The organism is Bradyrhizobium pachyrhizi, assembly GCF_001189245.1.
GTDB classification, from domain to species: domain Bacteria; phylum Pseudomonadota; class Alphaproteobacteria; order Rhizobiales; family Xanthobacteraceae; genus Bradyrhizobium; species Bradyrhizobium pachyrhizi.
The window spans coordinates 64,418-83,037 of record NZ_LFIQ01000081.1 but is presented as its reverse complement, the minus strand read 5'-3'; the positions used below and the strand labels follow the sequence as shown (position 1 = coordinate 83,037).

Here is an 18,620-nt window from a genome sequence, read left to right as displayed (position 1 = left end):
GCAGGGTCTTGCGCTCGTTGTCGCTGACCGGGAGCATCTGCGCGATTAGCGAGCCGATCGCCCCGCCCGTCATGATGATCGGGCCCTCGGCGCCGAACGGGCCACCCGTGCCGATCGACACCGCCGACGACAACGGCTTCAGGATCGCCACCTTGGGGTCGAGCCGGGAACGGCCGAGCAAGATCGCTTCGATCGCTTCCGGAATGCCGTGCCCGCGGATCTTCTCGCTGCCGAAACGCGCCATCAGCCCGATGATCAGCGAGCCCGCGACCGGCACCAGCACGGTCCAGAGGCCGAGCGGCGAATCCTGCAATTTCAGGTCGGCGAAGCTGAATTGGCCGAAATAGGCGATGTTGGTGGCGAGCTTGATCAGTTGCAGCAGTCCCGCCCCGGCCAGCACGCCTGCGGCGGAGACAAACACGGCGATCGCCGAGATCACCACGACGCGCGGATCGGTCGTGAAGTCGCTCAGGAGGTGGCTGGCCTTCTCGCCGATTTTGGCGGTGTTTGGGGCGGTGTTCGTGGCGGAGGCGCTCGATTTGGTGGAAATGACGCTCATTGGTGGCGTAAGGCTCGGGTGAAGTGGACGCGAGGCGTCATATCGCATTACGATATAATTACAAGCGGGAGACATCGAATGGCAGCGTTGAAAGGACCGTTGAAATCGCCGCGGCAGGACCAGAAGCGGGTTCCCAGCCAGGCCGATTACGAGACGCTGTCGCAATTTCGCTATCTGATCCGCCGGTTTCTGGAGTTCAGCCAGGATGCCGCGAAGGCCGCGGGCCTGACGCCGCGGCAGCATCAGGCCTTGCTGGCGATCAGGGGGTATCCGGGCGGCGGGCCGGTTGCGGTCGGCGATCTGGCCGAGCGGCTGCGGCTTCGTCACCACACCACGGTCGAACTGGTCGACCGGCTGTCCGAGGCCGGGCTGGTCGAGCGCGTGCTGGATCCCGCCGACCAGCGGCGGGTGCTGCTGAAATTAACCGGCCTCGCGGCCGATCATCTCGCCGAATTGTCGGCGGTCCATCTCGATGAGCTGTCGCGGATCGAGCCGCTCCTGAAGCAGGTGCTGTCGCGACGGTCGGAATGAGCGCGCCGCGTGCACAACGTTTCGCGCTTCAGCCGCGCGGGCTGGCGGTCTCGGCCTGATATCCCGAAGCCTGCGGCTTGCGCTCGGTGACGAGGGCAAGCAGCACGGTCAGCACCATGAACACCACCGAGGCGCCGAACACCCAGTGCGGCATGTGCTGGTCCATGATCCAGCCGAACAGCAGCGGGCTCACGATGCCGCCGAAGTTGAAGCCGGTGGAGACGATGCCGAAGGCGCGGCCGGCGGCGCCGGGGGGCGCCGCGTTGCGCACCATCATGTCGCGGGACGGCGCGATCACGCCGCCGAGGAATCCGGCGAGCCCCATCGCCAGCGTGAGCGCCACCGGCGGCAGGTCGAGCAGCGCAATCAGCAGCACGAGGGCGGCATTGACCGCGAAGCAGCCCGCGGCGACCTGGCTGTGGCGGTGGGTCCAGTCGGCGAGATAGCCGCCGGCAAGCACACCGGCCGCGCTGGCGCCGAGGAATGCGGTCAGCGCGATATTGGCCGTCGAGAACGACGCGCCGTAGCCGCCCATCAGTGCGACCACGCCGAAATTGTTGATGCCCGAGGTCGACAGGCTGAGCAGCGTGAAGAAGGCCGTCAGCACCATCAGCGCCGGCGTGATCACGCTCGCCTTCGGCTTGGCGTCGTCCTTTGCCTTGTTCTTGTTGGCGCCGGCATCGGGAATGCCGAGCACGATCAGGAACAGCGCCACCAGCGGACCGACCGCGCCGGCGACGATCAGCGCGCCGAGGCCGCCGATCGAGGCGACGAGTGCCGCCATGATCGCGGGCGCCACCGCGCCGCCGAGGAAGCCGGCGAAGGTGTGGATCGAGAAGGCGCGGCCCATCCGCGCCTCGTCCATATGAGCCGAGAGAATTGCATAGTCGGCCGGATGATAGACGCTGTTGGCGAGGCCAAGCAGCACCGCGCAGACGATCAGCGACGTATAGCTGAGATGCAGGCCGAGCCCGATCAGCGCGCAACCGCCGACCGTCAGCCCGATGAGGAGGATCTTGCGCGCGCCGATATGATCGGCGAGGTAGCCGATCGGCGCCTGGGTCAGCCCGGAGACCACCGCGAACAACGTCAGCGCCAGGCCGAGCTCGACATAGCCGACGCCGAGCTGCTGCTTCAGGAACGGGAACAACATCGGCAGCACGAAGATATGAAAATGGCTAACCCAATGGGCGACCGAGATCCCCGTCAGCGTGCGCAGCGCACTGTCGGCTTTCGCTTGCTGCGGTGCGGCCAGAACGTCGACCATGTGTCTGAAAACCCTAATTCCGGAAAGCCCGCCGAAAATAGAGATTGGCCGCTAATTGTCCATGAACGCAGGCGCATGGCTGCCCCCGGCGTGGGCGTGCCGGATCGACACATGCGGCATTAAATGCGGCGACAAAGCACGGCGGCACGGCGATGATCGGCCATGATCGACGCCAAAAAGCAGCTCCGCGTGCTGGTGTCGGAGGGCTCCAGCACCTCCGGCCGCGAGGCGATCACGATCCTGGGCCTGGCCGGCCATCACGTCGAGGTTTGTGACCCCTCGCGCTGGTGCTTGGCGCGCTACTCCCGCTTCGTCCGCAAATACCACCATTGTCCGCCGCTGCGGTCGGATCCGGCCGGCTTCCTGCGCTTCGTCGAGCGCCTGTTGGCGTCGCGGCGTTTCGATGTGCTGCTGCCGACCCATGAACAGGGATTTCTGTTCGCCCGCGCCGCGGCGGGGCTGGCATCACGTACCGGCCTCGCGCTGCCGGATTTCGCCAGCTATCGCGCCGTGCACAGCAAGGCCGGCTTCAGCCGCCTGCTCGATCGGCTCGGTCTGCCGCAGCCGCTGACCCGGATCGTGACCTCGGCCGAGGAGCTGCGCGAGGCGTTGCGGTTTCCATCCGTGGTGAAGACGTCGGTCGGCACCGCCAGCCGCGGTGTCTGGTTCGTGCGCGACGCAAGCGATCTCAATCGCGCGCTCTACGACCTCGAGTCCTCAGGCGATTTTGCCGGCGAGGTGCTGGCGCAGGATTTGGTCACCGGCACGGTCGAGAAGGCGCAGTCGGTGTTCTGCCATGGTACGCTTGTCGGCTTCCATGCCTACCGCCAGATTGCGGCCGGTGTCGGCGGCGGCGAGGCGATCAAGGAGAGCGTGAGCCGGCCGGCGATCCGCGCCGGCCTCGAGACCATCGGCGCGCATCTTGGTTGGCACGGTGCGCTCTCGGTCGACGTCATCATGCCGCTCGACAGCGCGACGCCGCTGTTGATCGACTGCAACCCGCGGCTGGTCGAGCCGATGAACGCCTTTCAGTCGGGCGTCGATCTGGTCGATCTGTTGCTGCGCGTCTCGCGCGGCGAGATGCCGGCACCGCTGGCCGAGGGGCGCGCCGGGGTGCGGACGCATCTGGCGATGCAGGCGCTGCTCGGCAGTGCGTCGCGCGATGGCACGCGGCGTGACCTGATCCGGGAATGCGGCCGCATCGCCACTGGCGAAGGACACTATCGGGGCAGCAGCGAAGAGCTGACGCCGGTGCGGCTCGACTGGCTCAGTGCCGTGCCGCTGGCGATGACGACAGTGCTGCTGCTGGCATCGCCGCAGATCGCCTCATCGCTGGCGCGCGGCGGCTTTGGCGCGCATCTGCTCGATCGCGGCAGCATCAAGGCGATCGAAAACGGCGATTTCCGCTAGTATCCTTCAGTGCGAATTCACTGCACGATCTTGTCTGCGCGCTTCAATAGCTCCGGTGGAATCTCGACGCCCACCGCCCGGGCTGCCTGGAGATTGAAGATCAGCTCTCGCTTGGTGACGACGCCGACCGGCAGGTCGCCCGGCTTCGCTCCCTTGAAAATCTTGTCGGCGAACGTCGCAAACTCGCGCCATGTATCGGCGACGTTGGCGCCATAGGTAATCACCCCGCCCGCGTCCGCCTGGCCGCCGGGAAACATTGCCGGCAAGCGGTTCTTCATGGCCAGTTCACCGACTCGTTTTCGATTGCTCCAGGGCACCGGCACTTCCAGGACCAGCAGCGCCTCCGCGTGTTCCTTCGCCATCCCGGCGATCGCGGCTTCCAGATCGTCCGCACCCTTGACCTTCACGATTTGCGGCTCCAGCCCCAGGGCCTTGGCTGCGGCCTCGTTGGCGCGGTCAATCGGAGCGAGTCCGCGTTCATCCGCGCCGGGGATCGTTTGATCACTGAGAATCGCAACGCGCTTGATCCCGGGGAATGCCTCCTTCAGAATTTTGAACTGGTCGCTGGCCTGCTGCGGATCGAGGTTGGTGAGGCCCGTGACGTTGCCTCCCGGTTTTTCCATCGAGGCGACAAGCTTCAACGCGACCGGATCGGTCACGATCGCAAAGATCACCGGGATCGTCGACGTGGCCTTCTGCGACGCTACGGCCGCCGGGCCACCGAGTGCGAGGATGACATCCACATTCGCGTTGACCAGCTCCGAGGCGAGGCCCGGAAGGCGCTCGAGCTTCGATTCGGCAAATCGCGGTTCGATGACGATGTCGCGTCCTTCGAGATAGCCGCGGTCGGCGAAGTCGCTCAGAAGGTTTTTCTTGATGGAGTCGAACAGCGGCGACGGGCTGCCGTTGACAAGAATTCCTACTTTCCTGGGGGCTTGTTGCGCATTGGACGGTTCGCACGTCGACACGATCATGCAGAAGACCGTGAGCGCCGCCTTCGCAAATCTCATGGCACCGCCCCCAGCAAGGACCCAGCGTCCATGCGGAGCCTAGCATAGCAACCAATCCGGAAGGGGGGCCAGCCCATGACCCCGCTGCGACCTATTGTCTGCTTGGCGACGACGAGCCGGGCTCGGTAGCTCGCAAGCTACCAGGCCGCCGCGCGCGACTGCGCGCAGGATCTGTCGATCGATATTCGCCGCGCCTCACAACGGCTCGTCATCATTGCCGTAGCGGTCGAGCTTCGGCGTGGCGATGTCGCCGTCCTCGTAATAGTCATCGTCCTGTAGCGCTGCGGGTGGCGGAGGCTTCTTCGCCTTGTCGTCGGTCTTGTCCTTGATCTTCGTGCCGCCCTTGGTCTGCTTCCCGGCCTTGGCCATGCGTTTCCCCTGCGCGGGTCAAATCAGCTGCCGGAACTCTACCCCAGTTTCCGTGCGTTTGTAATGTTCGGGAGACGGTGCGGCAGGGCACACCCGCCCCACCGGATCACGCTCTAAAACGTCGCGCCGGCCTTGACCATGTAGGTGCGGCCGGGCAGCGGATAGGCCGAGAAGCGGCCATCCGTGAACGTGCTCGCGATGGCGTAGTCGTAGTAGAGCGCGTTGAACAGGTTGTTCACGCTCAGCGACCAGAAGAAGCGGTCAACTTGCCCGCTCAGCTTGATATCGGCGGTGGCGTTGCCGGGAATCCGGCTCTGGGTGTTGGCCTGGTCGTTGTCCATGATGCGCGAACTCCAGGCCCGAACCGTGGCGTCGAACACCAGGTAGTTCTGCCAGATATTCCAGGTGACGCCGAGATTGCCGGTGTAGCGCGACACCAGCGGCACGTCGTTGCCGGCCCAGATGCCTTCGCGGAAGACCGCGCGGGTGATCGCCATGCCGCCGCGCAGGGTTACGCTGTCGCTGACCCCGAGCGAGGCGCTGGTCTCGGAGCCGTAGCGGCGGGTGGGGTCGAGGTTGGTGTTGTAGAACAGCACCGGGTTGAAATGGATCTCGTTGTCGAGATCCATCAGATAGACGCTGGTCTGGACCTGGAAGCGATTGGTCCTGACGCGGAAGCCGCCCTCGACGTCCTGCGAGGTCTGGGTCTTGAGTTGGAAGGTCTGCGGGATCGGGGCGAAGGTCAGTGGGTCGAATGACGGCCCTGATGCAACGCGCTCATCGACATCTGGCGTGCGGAACGCGCGGGCCGCGCGGCCGAACACCGAGAAGGTGTCGGTCAGGCGATGCTCGACGCCGACATGCAGCGCGTATTGCGTCTCGTTGCTGTCGAGCGGCGCTGCCTGTGCATCGAACGCGAACGGCGCATTCGGATCGTAGCGATCGCGCGCCGAGATGCTGGTGTTCTGGACCCGCGCGCCGTAGGAGAAGTCGGTCGTCGGCAACAGGCCCAGCGTATGTTGCCAATAGCCGGCCACGGACTGCTGCTCGATATTGTAGATATGGAAGGGATCGACGCCCTGATAGGCGCCGCGCGCCTCGCGGAAGGTCGAATCGTAATAGTCGATGCCGGTCAGGATCGTCGACGGCATGCCCAGCATCACGTTCTTGACGCTGAGCCGCGGTGTCAGAGACCAGGTCTGCAGCGCGGCGTCATTGTAGGTCGAGGCGAAGCTGATGGTCGGCACCCTGCCGAAGAAGCCGCTCTGCGTCTCGCGCTGCCGCCAGCCGCCGTCGACGATGAGGTCGACGCCGTTCATCAGCGACCTGGTGAAGCCGGCGGTGACGCTGGCGGTCTGCTGGTTGGCATAGTCGAAGGGCGTCGCGGCGCCGCGGCGGTCGGTGAGCAGCTCATTGACGCCGATCGACGGATCGACCAGCCGTCCGCCGGGCAGGCCGAGCTTCTGGTCGCTGCCGGTGACGGTCAGGAAGGCGGTGAGATCAGGCGTCGTGTAGTTGATGTTGCCGACGGCGTTGCGCTGGTCGAGCGCATTGTTGACGCGGTAGCCGTCGGACTTGATGCCGTTGCCGTAGAACGAGGTGGACCACGGTCCGGAGTTGAGCGCCGCGGAGACCGCGGCCATGCGGGTGTTGAACGAGCCAAATCCGGCCTCGGCGCGCATCGTCGTCGGCGGGCCGCCGACGCCGGTCTTGGTAATGATGTTGACGACGCCGCCCACCGCGTTGTCGCCGTAGAGCACCGCGCCGCTGTTGCCGCGCGTGATCTCGATGCGCTCGATCGAATCGAGCGGGATCGTGGTGAGGTCGAAGCCGGCCTTGTCGACGTCGTTGAGGCGGCGGCCGTTGAGCAGGAACAGCGTGTTGTCGGTCGCGAAGGCGCCGAAGCCGCGCAGGTCGACCGAGGTCTTGGCGCCGTTCGGTCCGCCATAGGGCGTTTGCAGCTGCACGCCTGGCACCTGCGCGAGGATCTCGGGCAACGACTGCACCGGCGAATGGGCGATGTCGTCGGCGGTGATCACGGCCGAGGAGGAGCCGACAATGCCGGCGAACTGGCGGCCGCCGCCGGTGCCATCCGTTCCGGTGGCCGCGCCGGTCGCTGTCGTGCCCGATCCGCTGCCTGTGTCGTTGCCTTGCGAGGTGCCCGGCGCCGGGCGTCGCGGCGCCGGCGCTTCGTCAGCGGCCGGCCTGGCGCGCGTGACGTTCTGGTCGCGCGGCTTGGTGACTTCGATCGCCGGCAGCTGATCGGGAGCGGGTGCCTGCTGCGCCCGCGCGGCGGAGAAAAGGATTGCCGGCGCGATCATCGTCGACGCGAGCAGAAGCGCGCGGTGTCGCCGATGGAAAGGGAAGGAGAACATAAGCGAGGTCTCGGTAACGTCAGTGGCACGTCACCGCGAACCAGTCTCACCATCGTGCTCACAGCATCAGGTGAAGCTCATGCCTGTACTCCCCGACCGGCAGCATCGCGTGTGACCACGGCTGACGGCAGGTCTCCTGGCTCGCGGGTCGTTACCCTTCGTCGCCTTCCCAGGACCGAGATTCCCAGTGGCCTGTGACGAAGGATTCACCGCATACAGTTGCGGGGGCAGCCGCGGCGTTGGGGAAGTTTCCCCGTACCGCATTCCCTTTTCATCTCACGAAAGAACCGTCATGTTCATCTAGGGTTCGGCCGGGTAGCAAAGTCAATCCGGCGGAAGTCGGGCAATGGCCGGGCGGCCACGGTTTTTGTCGAGTGTCGCTTGTCTGCCACGGCGATCGCTGTAAGAGCATGGATCCAATGAGCGTGCAGGATTTTGCCTTGGCGGCCGAGGTCGCGGCGCGGCGCCGGTGGGGCGCCACCGCGGCGCTGCTCGCGCTCGTGGCCCTGCTGTGCGTGCTCTCGCTCGGCATCGGGCCGGTGCGGCTGTCGCCGCTCGCGGTGATCGAGGCGCTGTTCGGCGGCGGCAGCGATGTGGCGCAGGTGATCGTGCGCGAGATCCGCCTGCCGCGCACCATCCTGGCATTCGCGATCGGCGGTATTCTCGGGCTGTCCGGTGCGGCGCTGCAAGGGCTGCTGCGCAATCCGCTGGCCTCGCCGTCGCTGTTCGGCGCGCCGCAATCAGCGGCGTTCGGCGCGGTGCTGGTAATCGCGCTGGGCCTCGCCGATGTGCGCTCCTACGCGCTGCCGGTGGTGGCGATCATCGCCGCGTTCGGCTCGGTGTTCGCGCTGCTTGCGATCGCCGGCCGCAATGCCGGGCTGTTGATCCTGATCCTCGCCGGGCTCGCGATCTCGAGCTTTGCGGGGGCGGCGACGGCGCTGGTGATGAACCTCTCCAGCAATCCCTTCGTGGTGCTGGAGATCGCGTTCTGGCTGCTCGGCTCGCTGGAAGACCGGAGCTTCCAGCACGTCGCGCTGGCGCTGCCCTTCATCATCGCAGGCGCCGCCATCCTGCTCAGCCAGGCGAGCGCCTTCCGCGCGCTGACGCTCGGCGAGGAGGCGGCGCAGAGCCTCGGCGTCGATGTCGGGCGGTTGCGGCTCTTCGTGATCACGGGCGTGGCGCTCGGGGTTGGCGGCGCGGTCGCGGTGACAGGCACGATCGGTTTCATCGGCCTCGTTGCGCCGCATCTGATGCGTCCCGTGATCGGTCACGATCCGGCGCGGCTCTTGGTGCCGAGCGCACTCACCGGCTCGGCGTTGCTGCTCGCCGCCGACATCGCGGTGCGCATCATCCCCTCGACCTCGGACATCAAGGTCGGCGTGCTGACCTCGATCATCGGCGTGCCGTTCTTCCTCTATCTGATCATGCGCGAACGCCGCGCGCTCGGCGGAGGCGTGGCATGACGCTGCTCTCCGCTACCGCGCTCAATGCTTCGCTCGGCAGCCGCAAGGTGCTGCACGATGTCTCGCTGTCGCTGCCGTCGGGCCATCTGGTCGCGCTGGTCGGGCCGAACGGCGCCGGCAAGACCACGCTGCTGCGCGCGCTGGCCGGTCTGATTCCGTCCGGCGGCGAGATCCGGATCGGCGATAATCCGCTGGCGTCATTGCCGCTGCGCGAGCGCGCGAAACGTTTCGCCTATCTGCCGCAGGGGCACATGGTGCACTGGCCGCTGCCGGCACGCGATATCGTCGCGCTCGGCCGCTATCCGCACGGCGCGACCGATCCGGCGCGGCTGTCGCAGACGGATATGGAGGCAGTGCTGCGCGCGATGCAGGCGGTCGACGTCACTGAATTCAGCGATCGCCGCGTCACCGAACTCTCCGGCGGCGAGCGCAGCCGCGTCGCGCTGGCCCGGGTGCTCGCGGTGGAGGCGCCGGTGATCCTCGCCGACGAGCCGACCGCCTCGCTCGATCCGCGCCACCAGATCGACGTGATGCAGAAGCTGCGCAACGTCGCCGATACCGGTGTGCTGGTGATCGTGGTGACGCATGACCTGGGACTCGCCGCGCGCTTCGCCGATCATGTTCTGGTGCTGTCGGAGGGACGGCTGGCCGCGCAGGGCGCGCCCGCTGAAGCGTTGTCGGAGGCGGTCCTCGCCAGCGTGTTCCGCATCAGCGCCTATCGCGCCGAATTTCAGCGCGAAGCCGTCATCGTGCCGTGGGCGGACGTGTGATGAGGATGCGGCGTCTCCACGAGCTCAGTTCACCTCTCCCGCTTGCGGGGGAAGGGGCGCTGTTTTCGCGCGGACGCTATCTTGCGTCATCTTGCCTTGCCCTGATGCTTTCGCTCATCGTGTGGCTCGCGTCAGCCGCTCCCTCGTTCGCCGCCGGGCCGCGCATCGTCTCGATGAATGTCTGCAGCGACCAGCTCGTGCTGTCGCTGGCCGATCCGGACCAGATCATCGGCCTCAGCCGCTTCTCGCGCGATGCCTGGCAATCCTGGGCTGCGGAGAAGGCGCGAAATTTTCCGCGCCTGTCCGGCGAGGCCGAGGACGTGCTGCTGCTGAGGCCCGACCTCGTCGTGGTCAGCCTGTTCGACAAGCGCGCGACCCGCGATCTGTTGAAGGCCCACGGGCTGCACCTCGTCGAATTCACGGTGCCGCGGACGCTGGACGAGGTGAAGGACCAGATCCGCGCGATGGGCGATGTGGTGCAGCATCCCGATCGCGCAGAGGCCGAGATCGCGCGCCTCGATGCGGCGATCGCGCGTGCGCGGGCGGCGGCAAGCACGCATCATTACCGCGTGCTGCCGCTGGAGCGGCGCGGCTTTGTGGCTGGTGACGGCAGCCTCGTCAGCTCGCTGCTGGCTGCAACCGGCCTCTCCAACGCCGCCGGCGAACTTGGCGTCGGTGCAGGCGGATTTGCTTCGCTGGAGGCGATCGTAAAGCTGCGGCCGGACTTCATCCTGGTGTCGGAAGCCGGCGACCGCGCCGAGGATGACGGCCGCGCCTTCCTGCTGCATCCCGCGCTGGAGCGCTTCTATCCGCAAAGCAAGCGCATCGTGCTGCCGGAGCGGCTCACCGTGTGCGGCGGCGTGATGCTGGCGGATGCGCTGGATCGGCTGACGGAGGAGCTGCAGCGGGTGACACGGTGACTATGGCCGTCATTCCGGGATGGTCCAAAGGACCAGACCCGGAATCTCGAGGTTCCGGGTTCGATGCTTCGCATCGTCCCGGAACGACTATCATCCCATCACCACCGGCCCGCCGGCCTTCTTCCAGGCGTCGATGCCGCCTTCGATATGCGCGGTGTTCGCCAGCCCCGCCTTCTTCGCGGCGGCCACCGCCATCGCGGAACGCTCGCCGAAGGCACAGAAGAACACGACGCGGCGGCCGGTTGCGGCGGCGACCTCGCGCAGCATGCCGCCGGGCTGCAGGGTGGCGCAAATCCCCGGATAGGGTGCGTGCAGCGCGCCCGCGAGCGTGCCGTGCTTGGCCCGCTCGCCGCTCTCGCGCAAATCGACCAAGAGGATATCGGGCCGGCCGAGGCTCGCGATGGCGTCGCCCGCGCTGAGGGAGAGGCCTTCCTTGGCGAGTTCGTCCTGGTGCAGGCCGACATGCATGTTGGCGGGCACCACGACGTCCATCAGCTTCGGGTTCGGCAAATTGAGGTTGTTCATCAGCTCGACATAGTCGTCGATCGATTTGACCTGCAGCCGCGGATTGTAGCGCTTCTCCTCGCCGATGGTGGAGACGGTGTCGCCCTTGTAGTCATGCGCGGGGAACACCAGGGTCTCCTCGGGCAGCTTCAGCAGGCGGTTGAAGATCGAATCGTACTGCGCGCGCGCGCTGCCGTTCTGGAAGTCGGTGCGGCCGGTGCCGCGGATCAGCAGCGTGTCGCCGGTGAAGACACGGTCGCCCATCAGATAGCTGTAGGAATCGTCGGTGTGGCCGGGCGTGTACAGCGCCTCGAGGCAAAGGCCCTCGATCGTCACCTTGTCGCCGTCGGAGACGCGCATCGACACCACGTCGGCCTTGCTCTGCTCGCCCATGATGGTGATGCACTGGGTGCGGTCGCGCAGCTCGCCGAGGCCGGTGACGTGATCGGCGTGCAGGTGTGTATCGACGGCCTTGACCAGCCTGAGGTCGAGTTCCTGCAGCAGCTTGCAGTAGCGATCGGCCTTCTCCAGCACCGGATCGAGGATCAGTGCCTCGCCGCCGGCGCGGCTCGCGAGAAGATAGCTGTAGGTTCCGGATACGCTGTCGAAGAGCTGGCGAAAGATCATGACGGCTTCCCTATTCTCCGGGCCGAGTCACATGGAGGATATTATTCCATAGATGGGGTCTATTCAAAGCAAATCCATCCCCGCCCCAGCCGGATCCCGCCACCCTGAGGAGCGCGCTTCTGTGCGCGTCTCGAAGGGTGGAGGGCCCGGGTCTTTCCACGAATGGGACAAGGCATCTGGGCCGTGCATCCTTCGAGGTTCGCTCCGCTCGCGCTCAGGATGACGGGATATGCATCGAGGTCGTGGAAGAGACGAAGTTACGGCCGCACGTAACGCCAGCCCTGCTCCTGCGGGCGGCGCGTTCGCGCGACCCGTCGGCTCGCGATGATGACGGGGCCGTTACGGCCGGACCAGCGTGTATCCGTTCTCGGTGAGCAGCAAAATCTGTGCGACGCCGACCTGCACGGGGGTGGCGGCGGCGATGTAGTCCGGCCGCTTGCCGCTGTCGCGCTCGATCGTGTCGACGGTGTTGAGGCAGATGTCGACCCGCGCGCCCTGCGCGACCAGGCTCTCGACCAGCTTGCGATTCGGGTTGTCGGGCTTGAGCAGGCCGATGCCCGGGCCGAAGGCGACGATCTCGACCGCGACCTTGTCGGGATCGTAATGCTTCATCAGATTGTTGGCGACGCTGATGACGAGGCCCTGCTTCCTCGGATCGTTGTCGGAGAGCTGCAGCACGACCTTGTGCTCGGCGAACGGCTTGTCCTGCAACGGCGCCAGCTGCGCGCGGGCGAGCGGCGTCGCCAGCGCGATCGCCGCAAGGCCGAGCGCCGCGATCAGCGCGCGGCGCGTCATCCGTGCCTCGCGATGCCCGGGTTATCCTCGACGCCTTTCAGCGTCACCCCGGGTTCGTCACGGTTCGGCGGCCGGCCGGAGCGCAGATGCCTGGCGACGACATCCCAGATCGGCGCGCCGCTCTGCTGGTTGACCGAGGCCCAGCCCGCGACCTTGTAGTGCTTGCCGACTTCGAGATGCCTGCCGTTGCCAAGCTTCAGCTCGGAAATGCGCTTGCCGACGGTCTCGGCCGGCGTGCAGGTGTAGGCGAGGCCGCCGACGCGGACCATGTCGCCGCCCTGCTGATAATAGGGGTCGATGTTGAACAGATTGTCGCAGACGTCTTCCAGCACATCCTTGATCTGGCTGCCGGTCATTTTGGCGACGTAGGTCTCCGGATAGGTGATCGCGGTTTCCGACAGCACGTCTTCCATGGTCAGCGGCTGGCCGGCGAGCGTGGTGATGCCCCAGCGGAAGCCCGGCGACAGCGCGATCTCGGCGTCGAGCTCGTTCAGCAGCGCATCGCAGATCAACTGGTCGACGGTGCCGGAGAAATTGCCGCGGCGGTAGAGCAGCCGGTCGGCCGAGGCCAGCTTGTTGTTCCATTCGTCGACATGCGGATCGCGCATCTTGTCGATCAGCGTCTGCATCGCAGGATCGGGCTTCAGCAGTTCGGCGAACACCGGCAGCAGCCGGTAGCGGACATTGGCGACCTTGCCCTTGGCAAGATCGAGATCGAGCACGCCGATGAACTTGCCGTTGGAGCCGGCATTGGTCACCAGCGTGACGCCGCCGGCATTGGTCACCGTGATCGGGATCGGGATCGCGTCGTGGGTGTGCCCGCCGAGGATGACGTCGATGCCGGTGACGCGGCTGGCGAGCTTGAGGTCGACATCCATGCCGTTATGCGACAGCAGGATCACCGCCTCGACCTTGTCGTTGTTGCGATGGCCGTCGACGAGCTTCTGCAGCTCCTCGTCGCGGATGCCGAACTTCCAGTCCGGCGTGAAGCGCTTCGGATGCGCGATCGGCACGTAGGGGAAAGCCTGGCCGATGATCGCGACGCGATGGCCGCCGATCTCCTTGATGAAGGACGGCTTGAACACCCGCCCCGAAGCCGGGTCGAACGCCTTGGCGTCGTTGAACGCGGCTTCCTCGGTCAGGAACACGTTCTGCGCCAGGAACTCGCCCTTGAAGCGCGAGAGGTTGTCGCGCAGCACCTGCTCGCCATAGGTGAATTCCCAGTGCCCGGTCATCGCCTCGATGCCGAGCAGATTGGCGGCCTCCACCATGTCGGCGCCGTTCATGGCGTTGGCGAGCGCCGAGCCCTGCCAGAGGTCGCCGCCGTCGAGCAGGATCGAGCGCTTTTCGCCGACATCGGCGCGCAGCTTGTCGATCAGCGTCTTCAGGTGGGCGAAGCCGCCGAGCCGGCCGAAGCGGCCGGCGGCCTTCTCGAATTCGACGCAGGTGAAGGCGTAGGCGTCGGCGCTGTCGGGCCGGATGCCGAAGCGGTCGAGGAACGCCTTGCCGACGAGGTGCGGCGGCTGGCCGGCCATCGCGCCGACGCCGAGATTGACGCCGGGCTCGCGGAAGAACACCGGCTTCAGCTGCGCATGCGTGTCGGTCATGTGCAGGATGCGGGCGTTGCCGAACCGCTCGAGGTCGTAGACGCTGGCGGTGTCGGCGCTGCGCGCAAGGCGGGGCAGGCCGGCCGTCAGCGTTGCGGCGGCCGCAGCTTTCAGGAATTCCCGGCGGCGGATGATCATCATTCTCTCCGCGCGGCCCCTGGCCTGCGCGCTCTTAACGAACTTCCATGTCCTTCCAGCGTTCCTTTTCGCTGGTGGCCTGGAAGATCGAAGCCTTTGCCAGTGCCTCGGCCTCCTTGGCCTTGGCGACTGCGGCGTCGAAATCACCAGCCTCAGCGGCCTTTTTTGCGGCAGACAGTGTCGAGGCGGTGGTGGTCCACTGGTTGCGCAGGCTGCCTGCCTCCTTGTTGGCGGCTTCGGCGGCGGCGTAGGCGGCCTTGTAGTCGGCCTCGGAGGCGGCGAGGGCACAGGTCGCGGTCGCGATCAGCAGGGCTGATGCTGCGAGGACAGCTTTGATGGCCGCGCTCATGGCCGTGCTCCCGGACCCGAAATCGGCAGGCCGTTGCTGACATAGGACAAATAATATTCGAGGTTGCGGTACTCGTCGTCCTGCGGATTGAGCGGCACGCCGCGGATCTGACTGTTGCAGGTGGTGAAGCGGCGGCTGGTCGTGCCCATGCCGCTCCATTCCGAGCGGTAGATCGGCATCGCGTTCAGGATGCCGAGCGCCGGCGCCAGCACCTCGGCGCGGATCCGCTCGCCCGGGCTCTGGATGTGGCAGGTGGCGCAGGAGAAATTGAGCTGGCCGCGGCGGGTGTAGAAATATTCCTTGCCCTTCTGATAGGCCTCCAGCGCGCGCGGATCGTTCGGGATCTTGATGTCCATCGGCTTGCCGCGCGAGGTGAAGGCCATGTAGGCGGTGAGCGCCGCCATGTCGTCCTTCACATAGGAGAACGGCGCCTCGCCATTGGCTTCGCGGCAACGGTTGAGCGCGAGCTCGAGCGTAACGACCTTGCCTTCCTTCTCGTCGAAAAAGGGATAGTTCTGGCGGATGCCGATGCCCTTGTTCGGGAAGCAGTCGGCGTAGGTCTTGCCGTTCTTGAACGGCGTTGCGAACATCTCCTTGCCGGCTTCGAGCGAGAACTCGTAGGGCGGAAACTGTTCCTTCTCCTCCCATTGCCTGTGCAGGTCCTCATTCATCGAATAGGGCCCGTTGACGAAGTCCTCGAGCTTCAGCTTGGGGAATTTGCCGGTGAAGAATTTCTGGAACGCCGCCTTGTCGGCGGCGGGATCGACGGTGTCGGCCGCCTGCGCTGGTGCGCACGCCAGCAAGCCGAGCGCGAGCGTGGCTATTGTTGCGCGGATTGCGAGGCACCGCGTCATTGAATCTTCGCCGTGGTGGTGTCGGTCGCGCCCTTGTTGTCGACCCAGCTGACCTTCAGATCGTCGCCCTTCTTGCCGCCCTTGAAGGCGAACTTGACATAGGGGTCCTTGGAGACGCCGCCGCCCCAGTCGGCGACGAACACCGGCTTGCCGTCATATTCGAAGCTGAGCTGCTGGATGAAATGCGGCGGAATGATCTCGCCCTTGGCGTCCTTGACGAAGCCGGAATCCATCGGATGCTGGATCAGCGCCTGCACCTCGGTGGTGTCGCCGTTTGACGTGGCGCGCACGCGAATGCTCGATGCCATCTGATTATCCCTTGATTGAACTCAGCCGCCGCAGCCGCCGACGGTGACCTTGATTTCCTTTTTGGCGCTGTAGAGCTTGCCGCCGGCCTCGACGATCACGGTGACGTTGCTGGTCTTGGCCATCTTGATGCGGTTGGAGACGGTCGGCAGCGTGCCAGCCGGAATCCTGTATGAGGCGACCAGCGAGATCGGATTCTCGCTAACCAGAAACGAGATCGAGGTGACGTCGGCCAGCGTCGTGGTGGCCGAGATCGGCACCACCGCACCGTTCTCGGCGATCTCCGGCGCATCCATCTTGACCTTGTCCGACGGCTCGGCGGTCTTGCCATAGAGCGCCTTGATCGCGTCGGCCTCGTTCTTCTGCTTGAATGCGTCTTCGGGATATTTGTCGTTGGCGGCGGCGAGCGCCTGCGGCCCGTCGAACGGAATGACCCCGAGGCCGATCAGCGCGGCGACGCCGGCGCCCTTCAGCACCATGCGGCGCGCTTTGAAAAATTCGCTGGTCGTGATGTTCATCGAAAAAAATCTCCTCAAGCGACGGTCGCGGCGTCACAGCGTCTGCAGGAAGTCCACCACCGCGCCGATTTCCTTCTCGCTCAAAATCCGGTTTCGGCCGAACGGCGGCATCACCGTCTGCGGATTGCGCTTGGTTTCGTCGGTCACGATCGCGATCAACTCGTCACGGCTGTATTTGGCCTTCAGGCCGCTCAGCTCGGGGCCGATCGTGCCGGGCAGGTCGCCGCCCTTGATGACGTGGCAGGTCAGGCAATTGCCCTTGCCGCGGTCGAAGGCGAGCTTCTGTCCCTCGGCGGCGGATTGGGCCTGCGCGGGCGCGGCCATGGCGGTGCCTGCCAGCAGCGCCAGGACGAAGGCTGGCTTGGAGAAAGTGGCGATCAAGGACGTTTCCCGGGCTTCAATCTCGATGATCCCATCGCAATATAACAGAGTGGAAAGCACAAAGGCCATCGGCTGGCAACACGGAGAATAGGCGCGTTGCGGCGGGGTTAATGCCACAGGGGCAGTCCGGAACTGGAGCGCATGTCCTGCGCCTTCCGCCTGTCATGTTTGTGCGGTTGAGATGCGGTTGAGGCGTAGGGAGAAGCGCGGTGGCGGAATTCGTGGCGGAGTTCGGCAAGGATGGCCGGCCGGTCGAGGCGGACGGGCGGCTCGATGCGCCGGCGTTCCATCGCAACCATCAGCCGATCTGGACCGTCCTGAAAGACTACCTCACCGGCCAATCCGGCGACGTGCTGGAAGCCGGCAGCGGCACCGGCCAGCATGTCGTCTATTTCGCCGGTCAGACGCCCGACATCACCTGGTGGCCGAGCGATCTCCATGCGGCGCACCTGCGCAGCATCGAGGCCTGGCGCGCGCATGCCGCCCTTACCAACATCCGGCCGCCGCAGCCGATCGATCTGTCCGACCCGGCCTGGTCGCCGGCGCTGCCGGACGGCAAAGGTCCGGACGAACTGCTCGCGATCTTCTGCGCCAATGTGATCCACATCGCGCCGTGGCGCGTCGCCGAGGGCCTGTTCGCCGGCGCCGCGCGGCACCTGCGTGCCGACGGCCGGCTATTGCTCTACGGCCCGTTCAAGCGCGGCGGCAAGCATACCGCGCTCAGCAATGCCGTGTTCGACACGTCGCTGCGCGAGCGCGACGCCGAGTGGGGGGTGCGCGATATCGCTGATCTCGAGACGCTTGCGGAGCGCGTCGGGCTGAAACTTGCCGGTAGTTTCGAGATGCCCGCCAACAATATGATCCTGATGTTTGTGCGGGCACAATCGCGATGAAACTGCGTCCATCTCCCGTATACGGCGAGATCTGGACCTCAGTCATTGATGTCTATCGGGCCGGAAATAATGAATCGGACTGCATTCAATAAGGATCTATTCGAAGCATTGCTGGAGCAGGGCTTCGTGAGGGATCAAGATCTGATGCGCGTTTCAAACGACCGAGTGGTTACGCTCGTGGGAGTTCAGAAGGGCTTTGGCAGTCAATGGTTCATCAATGTCGGTTTTTGGTTCAGTGGGGGAGGAATTGAGGAGCCCGGGAGCGTGGAGCAAACGCATCTGTATTTTAGGCTCGAAAGACTATTTCCTCAGCATAGAGAAATCATCCTTGCCGCGGGTGACCTTAGAGACGCAGGGCAACCGGAGGCATACCAAAGACTCGCAGAGCTAATCGGCAGCGAAATTGCAACCAATGTGAAGCGACTTGGTACGGAAGAGGGACTCGTTGAAGCCTATCGTGCGCGCCGTTTGGAGGGCGGTTTAGTGACCAAGGTTGCGAAAGAGTGGCTTTTGGCAAAGAGCTGACTTGAGGAGCGCGTTGCGCGGAGCCTTGGCTCTACCGATCCTACAGATCGGGCGCTTGCCAGCTCAGTTGTAAGCGAGGCACCATCCGTCCCCGCGCAGCCAGCAGCGCTCGTCGGGAATTCCGGTGTCGCGGGTGAGCCGCGTCACTCCATGGTCCCGGGCCGACGAAGTGCTCGCGGGGAATGGCGGCGAAGGCCTCCGTCAGCCGCGGATCGATGGTGTTGGCGGCAGCCAGGATCTGCTTGGCATAGGCCGCGCGGACGATGCGGAGTTCGGCTTGCGGGTCCATTGCCGCGCGCTCCCGTGATGTCGCGTGTTGTGTGATTTGACACACCGGGGTGTGTGAAATAGCATACTGCGACGACGGAGGCCAGAATGAAGAGACGGCTTTATCCGGCCGTGCTGGAGCGCGGTCCGCGCGGCGCGTTCGGGGCGTGGTTTCCGGACTT

At 65.5% G+C, this 18,620-nt stretch carries 21 protein-coding genes and 1 riboswitch; of the genes, 7 read left to right on the top strand and 14 right to left on the bottom strand.

Annotated elements, in window-relative coordinates:
- On the bottom strand, positions 1-559 hold a 559-nt coding region (locus tag AKL29_RS45010), incomplete at its 3' end, for a chloride channel protein (protein WP_244482139.1).
- Between the two features lie 78 nt (positions 560-637).
- Between AKL29_RS45010 and AKL29_RS18125 the strand changes: the two genes are divergently transcribed.
- Entirely contained in the window at positions 638-1,090 is a 453-nt protein-coding gene (locus AKL29_RS18125; protein ID WP_050385070.1) for a MarR family winged helix-turn-helix transcriptional regulator, read from the top strand.
- A gap of 28 nt (positions 1,091-1,118) precedes the next feature.
- Here AKL29_RS18125 and AKL29_RS18120 read toward each other — a convergent pair whose 3' ends face one another.
- Positions 1,119-2,357, bottom strand: coding sequence for an MFS transporter (locus tag AKL29_RS18120; protein WP_050385069.1), 1,239 nt, complete (start codon positions 2,355-2,357; stop codon positions 1,119-1,121).
- Between the two features lie 162 nt (positions 2,358-2,519).
- Between AKL29_RS18120 and AKL29_RS18115 the strand changes: the two genes are divergently transcribed.
- Complete coding sequence (locus tag AKL29_RS18115; protein ID WP_050385068.1) at positions 2,520-3,767, top strand: ATP-grasp domain-containing protein; 1,248 nt, start codon at positions 2,520-2,522, stop codon at positions 3,765-3,767.
- A gap of 17 nt (positions 3,768-3,784) precedes the next feature.
- Here the strand turns inward: AKL29_RS18115 and AKL29_RS18110 are convergent, their stop codons facing one another.
- From AKL29_RS18110 to AKL29_RS18105, 3 genes are all read right to left on the bottom strand, one after another.
- Positions 3,785-4,777: an ABC transporter substrate-binding protein gene (locus AKL29_RS18110; RefSeq protein WP_050385067.1), complete on the bottom strand. Its 993-nt coding sequence runs from the start codon at positions 4,775-4,777 to the stop codon at positions 3,785-3,787.
- Between the two features lie 195 nt (positions 4,778-4,972).
- Positions 4,973-5,146, bottom strand: coding sequence for a hypothetical protein (locus tag AKL29_RS43360; RefSeq protein ID WP_167350403.1), 174 nt, complete (start codon positions 5,144-5,146; stop codon positions 4,973-4,975).
- 113 nt (positions 5,147-5,259) lie between these two features.
- On the bottom strand, positions 5,260-7,467 hold the full coding sequence (locus tag AKL29_RS18105; RefSeq protein WP_244482138.1) for a TonB-dependent receptor: 2,208 nt from the start codon (positions 7,465-7,467) through the stop codon (positions 5,260-5,262).
- A gap of 163 nt (positions 7,468-7,630) precedes the next feature.
- Positions 7,631-7,828, bottom strand: a riboswitch (cobalamin riboswitch).
- 112 nt (positions 7,829-7,940) lie between these two features.
- Between AKL29_RS18105 and AKL29_RS18100 the strand changes: the two genes are divergently transcribed.
- From AKL29_RS18100 to AKL29_RS18090, 3 genes are all read left to right on the top strand, one after another.
- Complete coding sequence (locus AKL29_RS18100) at positions 7,941-8,984, top strand: FecCD family ABC transporter permease (RefSeq protein WP_028335319.1); 1,044 nt, start codon at positions 7,941-7,943, stop codon at positions 8,982-8,984.
- Positions 8,981-9,754, top strand: coding sequence for an ABC transporter ATP-binding protein (locus tag AKL29_RS18095; RefSeq protein ID WP_028335320.1), 774 nt, complete (start codon positions 8,981-8,983; stop codon positions 9,752-9,754). Before AKL29_RS18100 ends, AKL29_RS18095 begins: the two co-directional genes overlap by 4 nt.
- A gap of 104 nt (positions 9,755-9,858) precedes the next feature.
- Positions 9,859-10,674, top strand: coding sequence for an ABC transporter substrate-binding protein (locus tag AKL29_RS18090; RefSeq protein ID WP_050385065.1), 816 nt, complete (start codon positions 9,859-9,861; stop codon positions 10,672-10,674).
- Between the two features lie 90 nt (positions 10,675-10,764).
- Here AKL29_RS18090 and AKL29_RS18085 read toward each other — a convergent pair whose 3' ends face one another.
- The 8 genes from AKL29_RS18085 to soxX form a co-directional block, all read right to left on the bottom strand.
- A complete protein-coding gene (locus AKL29_RS18085) occupies positions 10,765-11,805 on the bottom strand; it encodes an MBL fold metallo-hydrolase (protein WP_050385064.1) in 1,041 nt (346 codons plus the stop codon).
- A gap of 339 nt (positions 11,806-12,144) precedes the next feature.
- Positions 12,145-12,600, bottom strand: coding sequence for a DsrE family protein (locus tag AKL29_RS18080; protein ID WP_050385063.1), 456 nt, complete (start codon positions 12,598-12,600; stop codon positions 12,145-12,147).
- Positions 12,597-14,345, bottom strand: coding sequence for a thiosulfohydrolase SoxB (gene soxB, locus AKL29_RS18075; RefSeq protein ID WP_050385094.1), 1,749 nt, complete (start codon positions 14,343-14,345; stop codon positions 12,597-12,599). Before soxB ends, AKL29_RS18080 begins: the two co-directional genes overlap by 4 nt.
- 34 nt (positions 14,346-14,379) lie before the next feature.
- The gene (locus AKL29_RS18070) at positions 14,380-14,694 is read right to left on the bottom strand and encodes a hypothetical protein (protein WP_152977645.1); all 315 of its coding nucleotides are present in this window, start codon (positions 14,692-14,694) and stop codon (positions 14,380-14,382) included.
- Entirely contained in the window at positions 14,691-15,548 is an 858-nt protein-coding gene (soxA, locus tag AKL29_RS18065; protein WP_050385062.1) for a sulfur oxidation c-type cytochrome SoxA, read from the bottom strand. Before soxA ends, AKL29_RS18070 begins: the two co-directional genes overlap by 4 nt.
- Positions 15,545-15,856, bottom strand: coding sequence for a thiosulfate oxidation carrier complex protein SoxZ (soxZ, locus tag AKL29_RS18060; protein WP_028335327.1), 312 nt, complete (start codon positions 15,854-15,856; stop codon positions 15,545-15,547). The genes soxA and soxZ overlap by 4 nt, the downstream gene beginning before the upstream one ends.
- A 21-nt stretch (positions 15,857-15,877) precedes the next feature.
- Positions 15,878-16,372: a thiosulfate oxidation carrier protein SoxY gene (soxY, locus tag AKL29_RS18055; RefSeq protein ID WP_050385061.1), complete on the bottom strand. Its 495-nt coding sequence runs from the start codon at positions 16,370-16,372 to the stop codon at positions 15,878-15,880.
- A 33-nt stretch (positions 16,373-16,405) separates the two neighbouring features.
- A complete protein-coding gene (gene soxX / locus AKL29_RS18050) occupies positions 16,406-16,696 on the bottom strand; it encodes a sulfur oxidation c-type cytochrome SoxX (protein WP_050385092.1) in 291 nt (96 codons plus the stop codon).
- Between the two features lie 266 nt (positions 16,697-16,962).
- Here soxX and AKL29_RS18045 point away from each other — a divergent pair, with 266 nt between their 5' ends.
- Both AKL29_RS18045 and AKL29_RS18040 read left to right on the top strand, forming a co-directional pair.
- On the top strand, positions 16,963-17,646 hold the full coding sequence (locus AKL29_RS18045; protein WP_050385060.1) for a DUF938 domain-containing protein: 684 nt from the start codon (positions 16,963-16,965) through the stop codon (positions 17,644-17,646).
- Positions 17,647-17,715: 69 nt separating this feature from the next.
- Positions 17,716-18,171 (top strand): DUF4304 domain-containing protein, encoded by a 456-nt coding sequence (locus AKL29_RS18040; protein ID WP_160321757.1) that lies wholly within the window; start codon positions 17,716-17,718, stop codon positions 18,169-18,171.
- A gap of 40 nt (positions 18,172-18,211) precedes the next feature.
- On the opposite strand, the gene AKL29_RS18035 is transcribed toward AKL29_RS18040, so the two are convergent.
- Positions 18,212-18,460, bottom strand: coding sequence for a hypothetical protein (locus AKL29_RS18035; protein WP_050385058.1), 249 nt, complete (start codon positions 18,458-18,460; stop codon positions 18,212-18,214).
- Positions 18,461-18,620 lie beyond the last annotated feature (160 nt).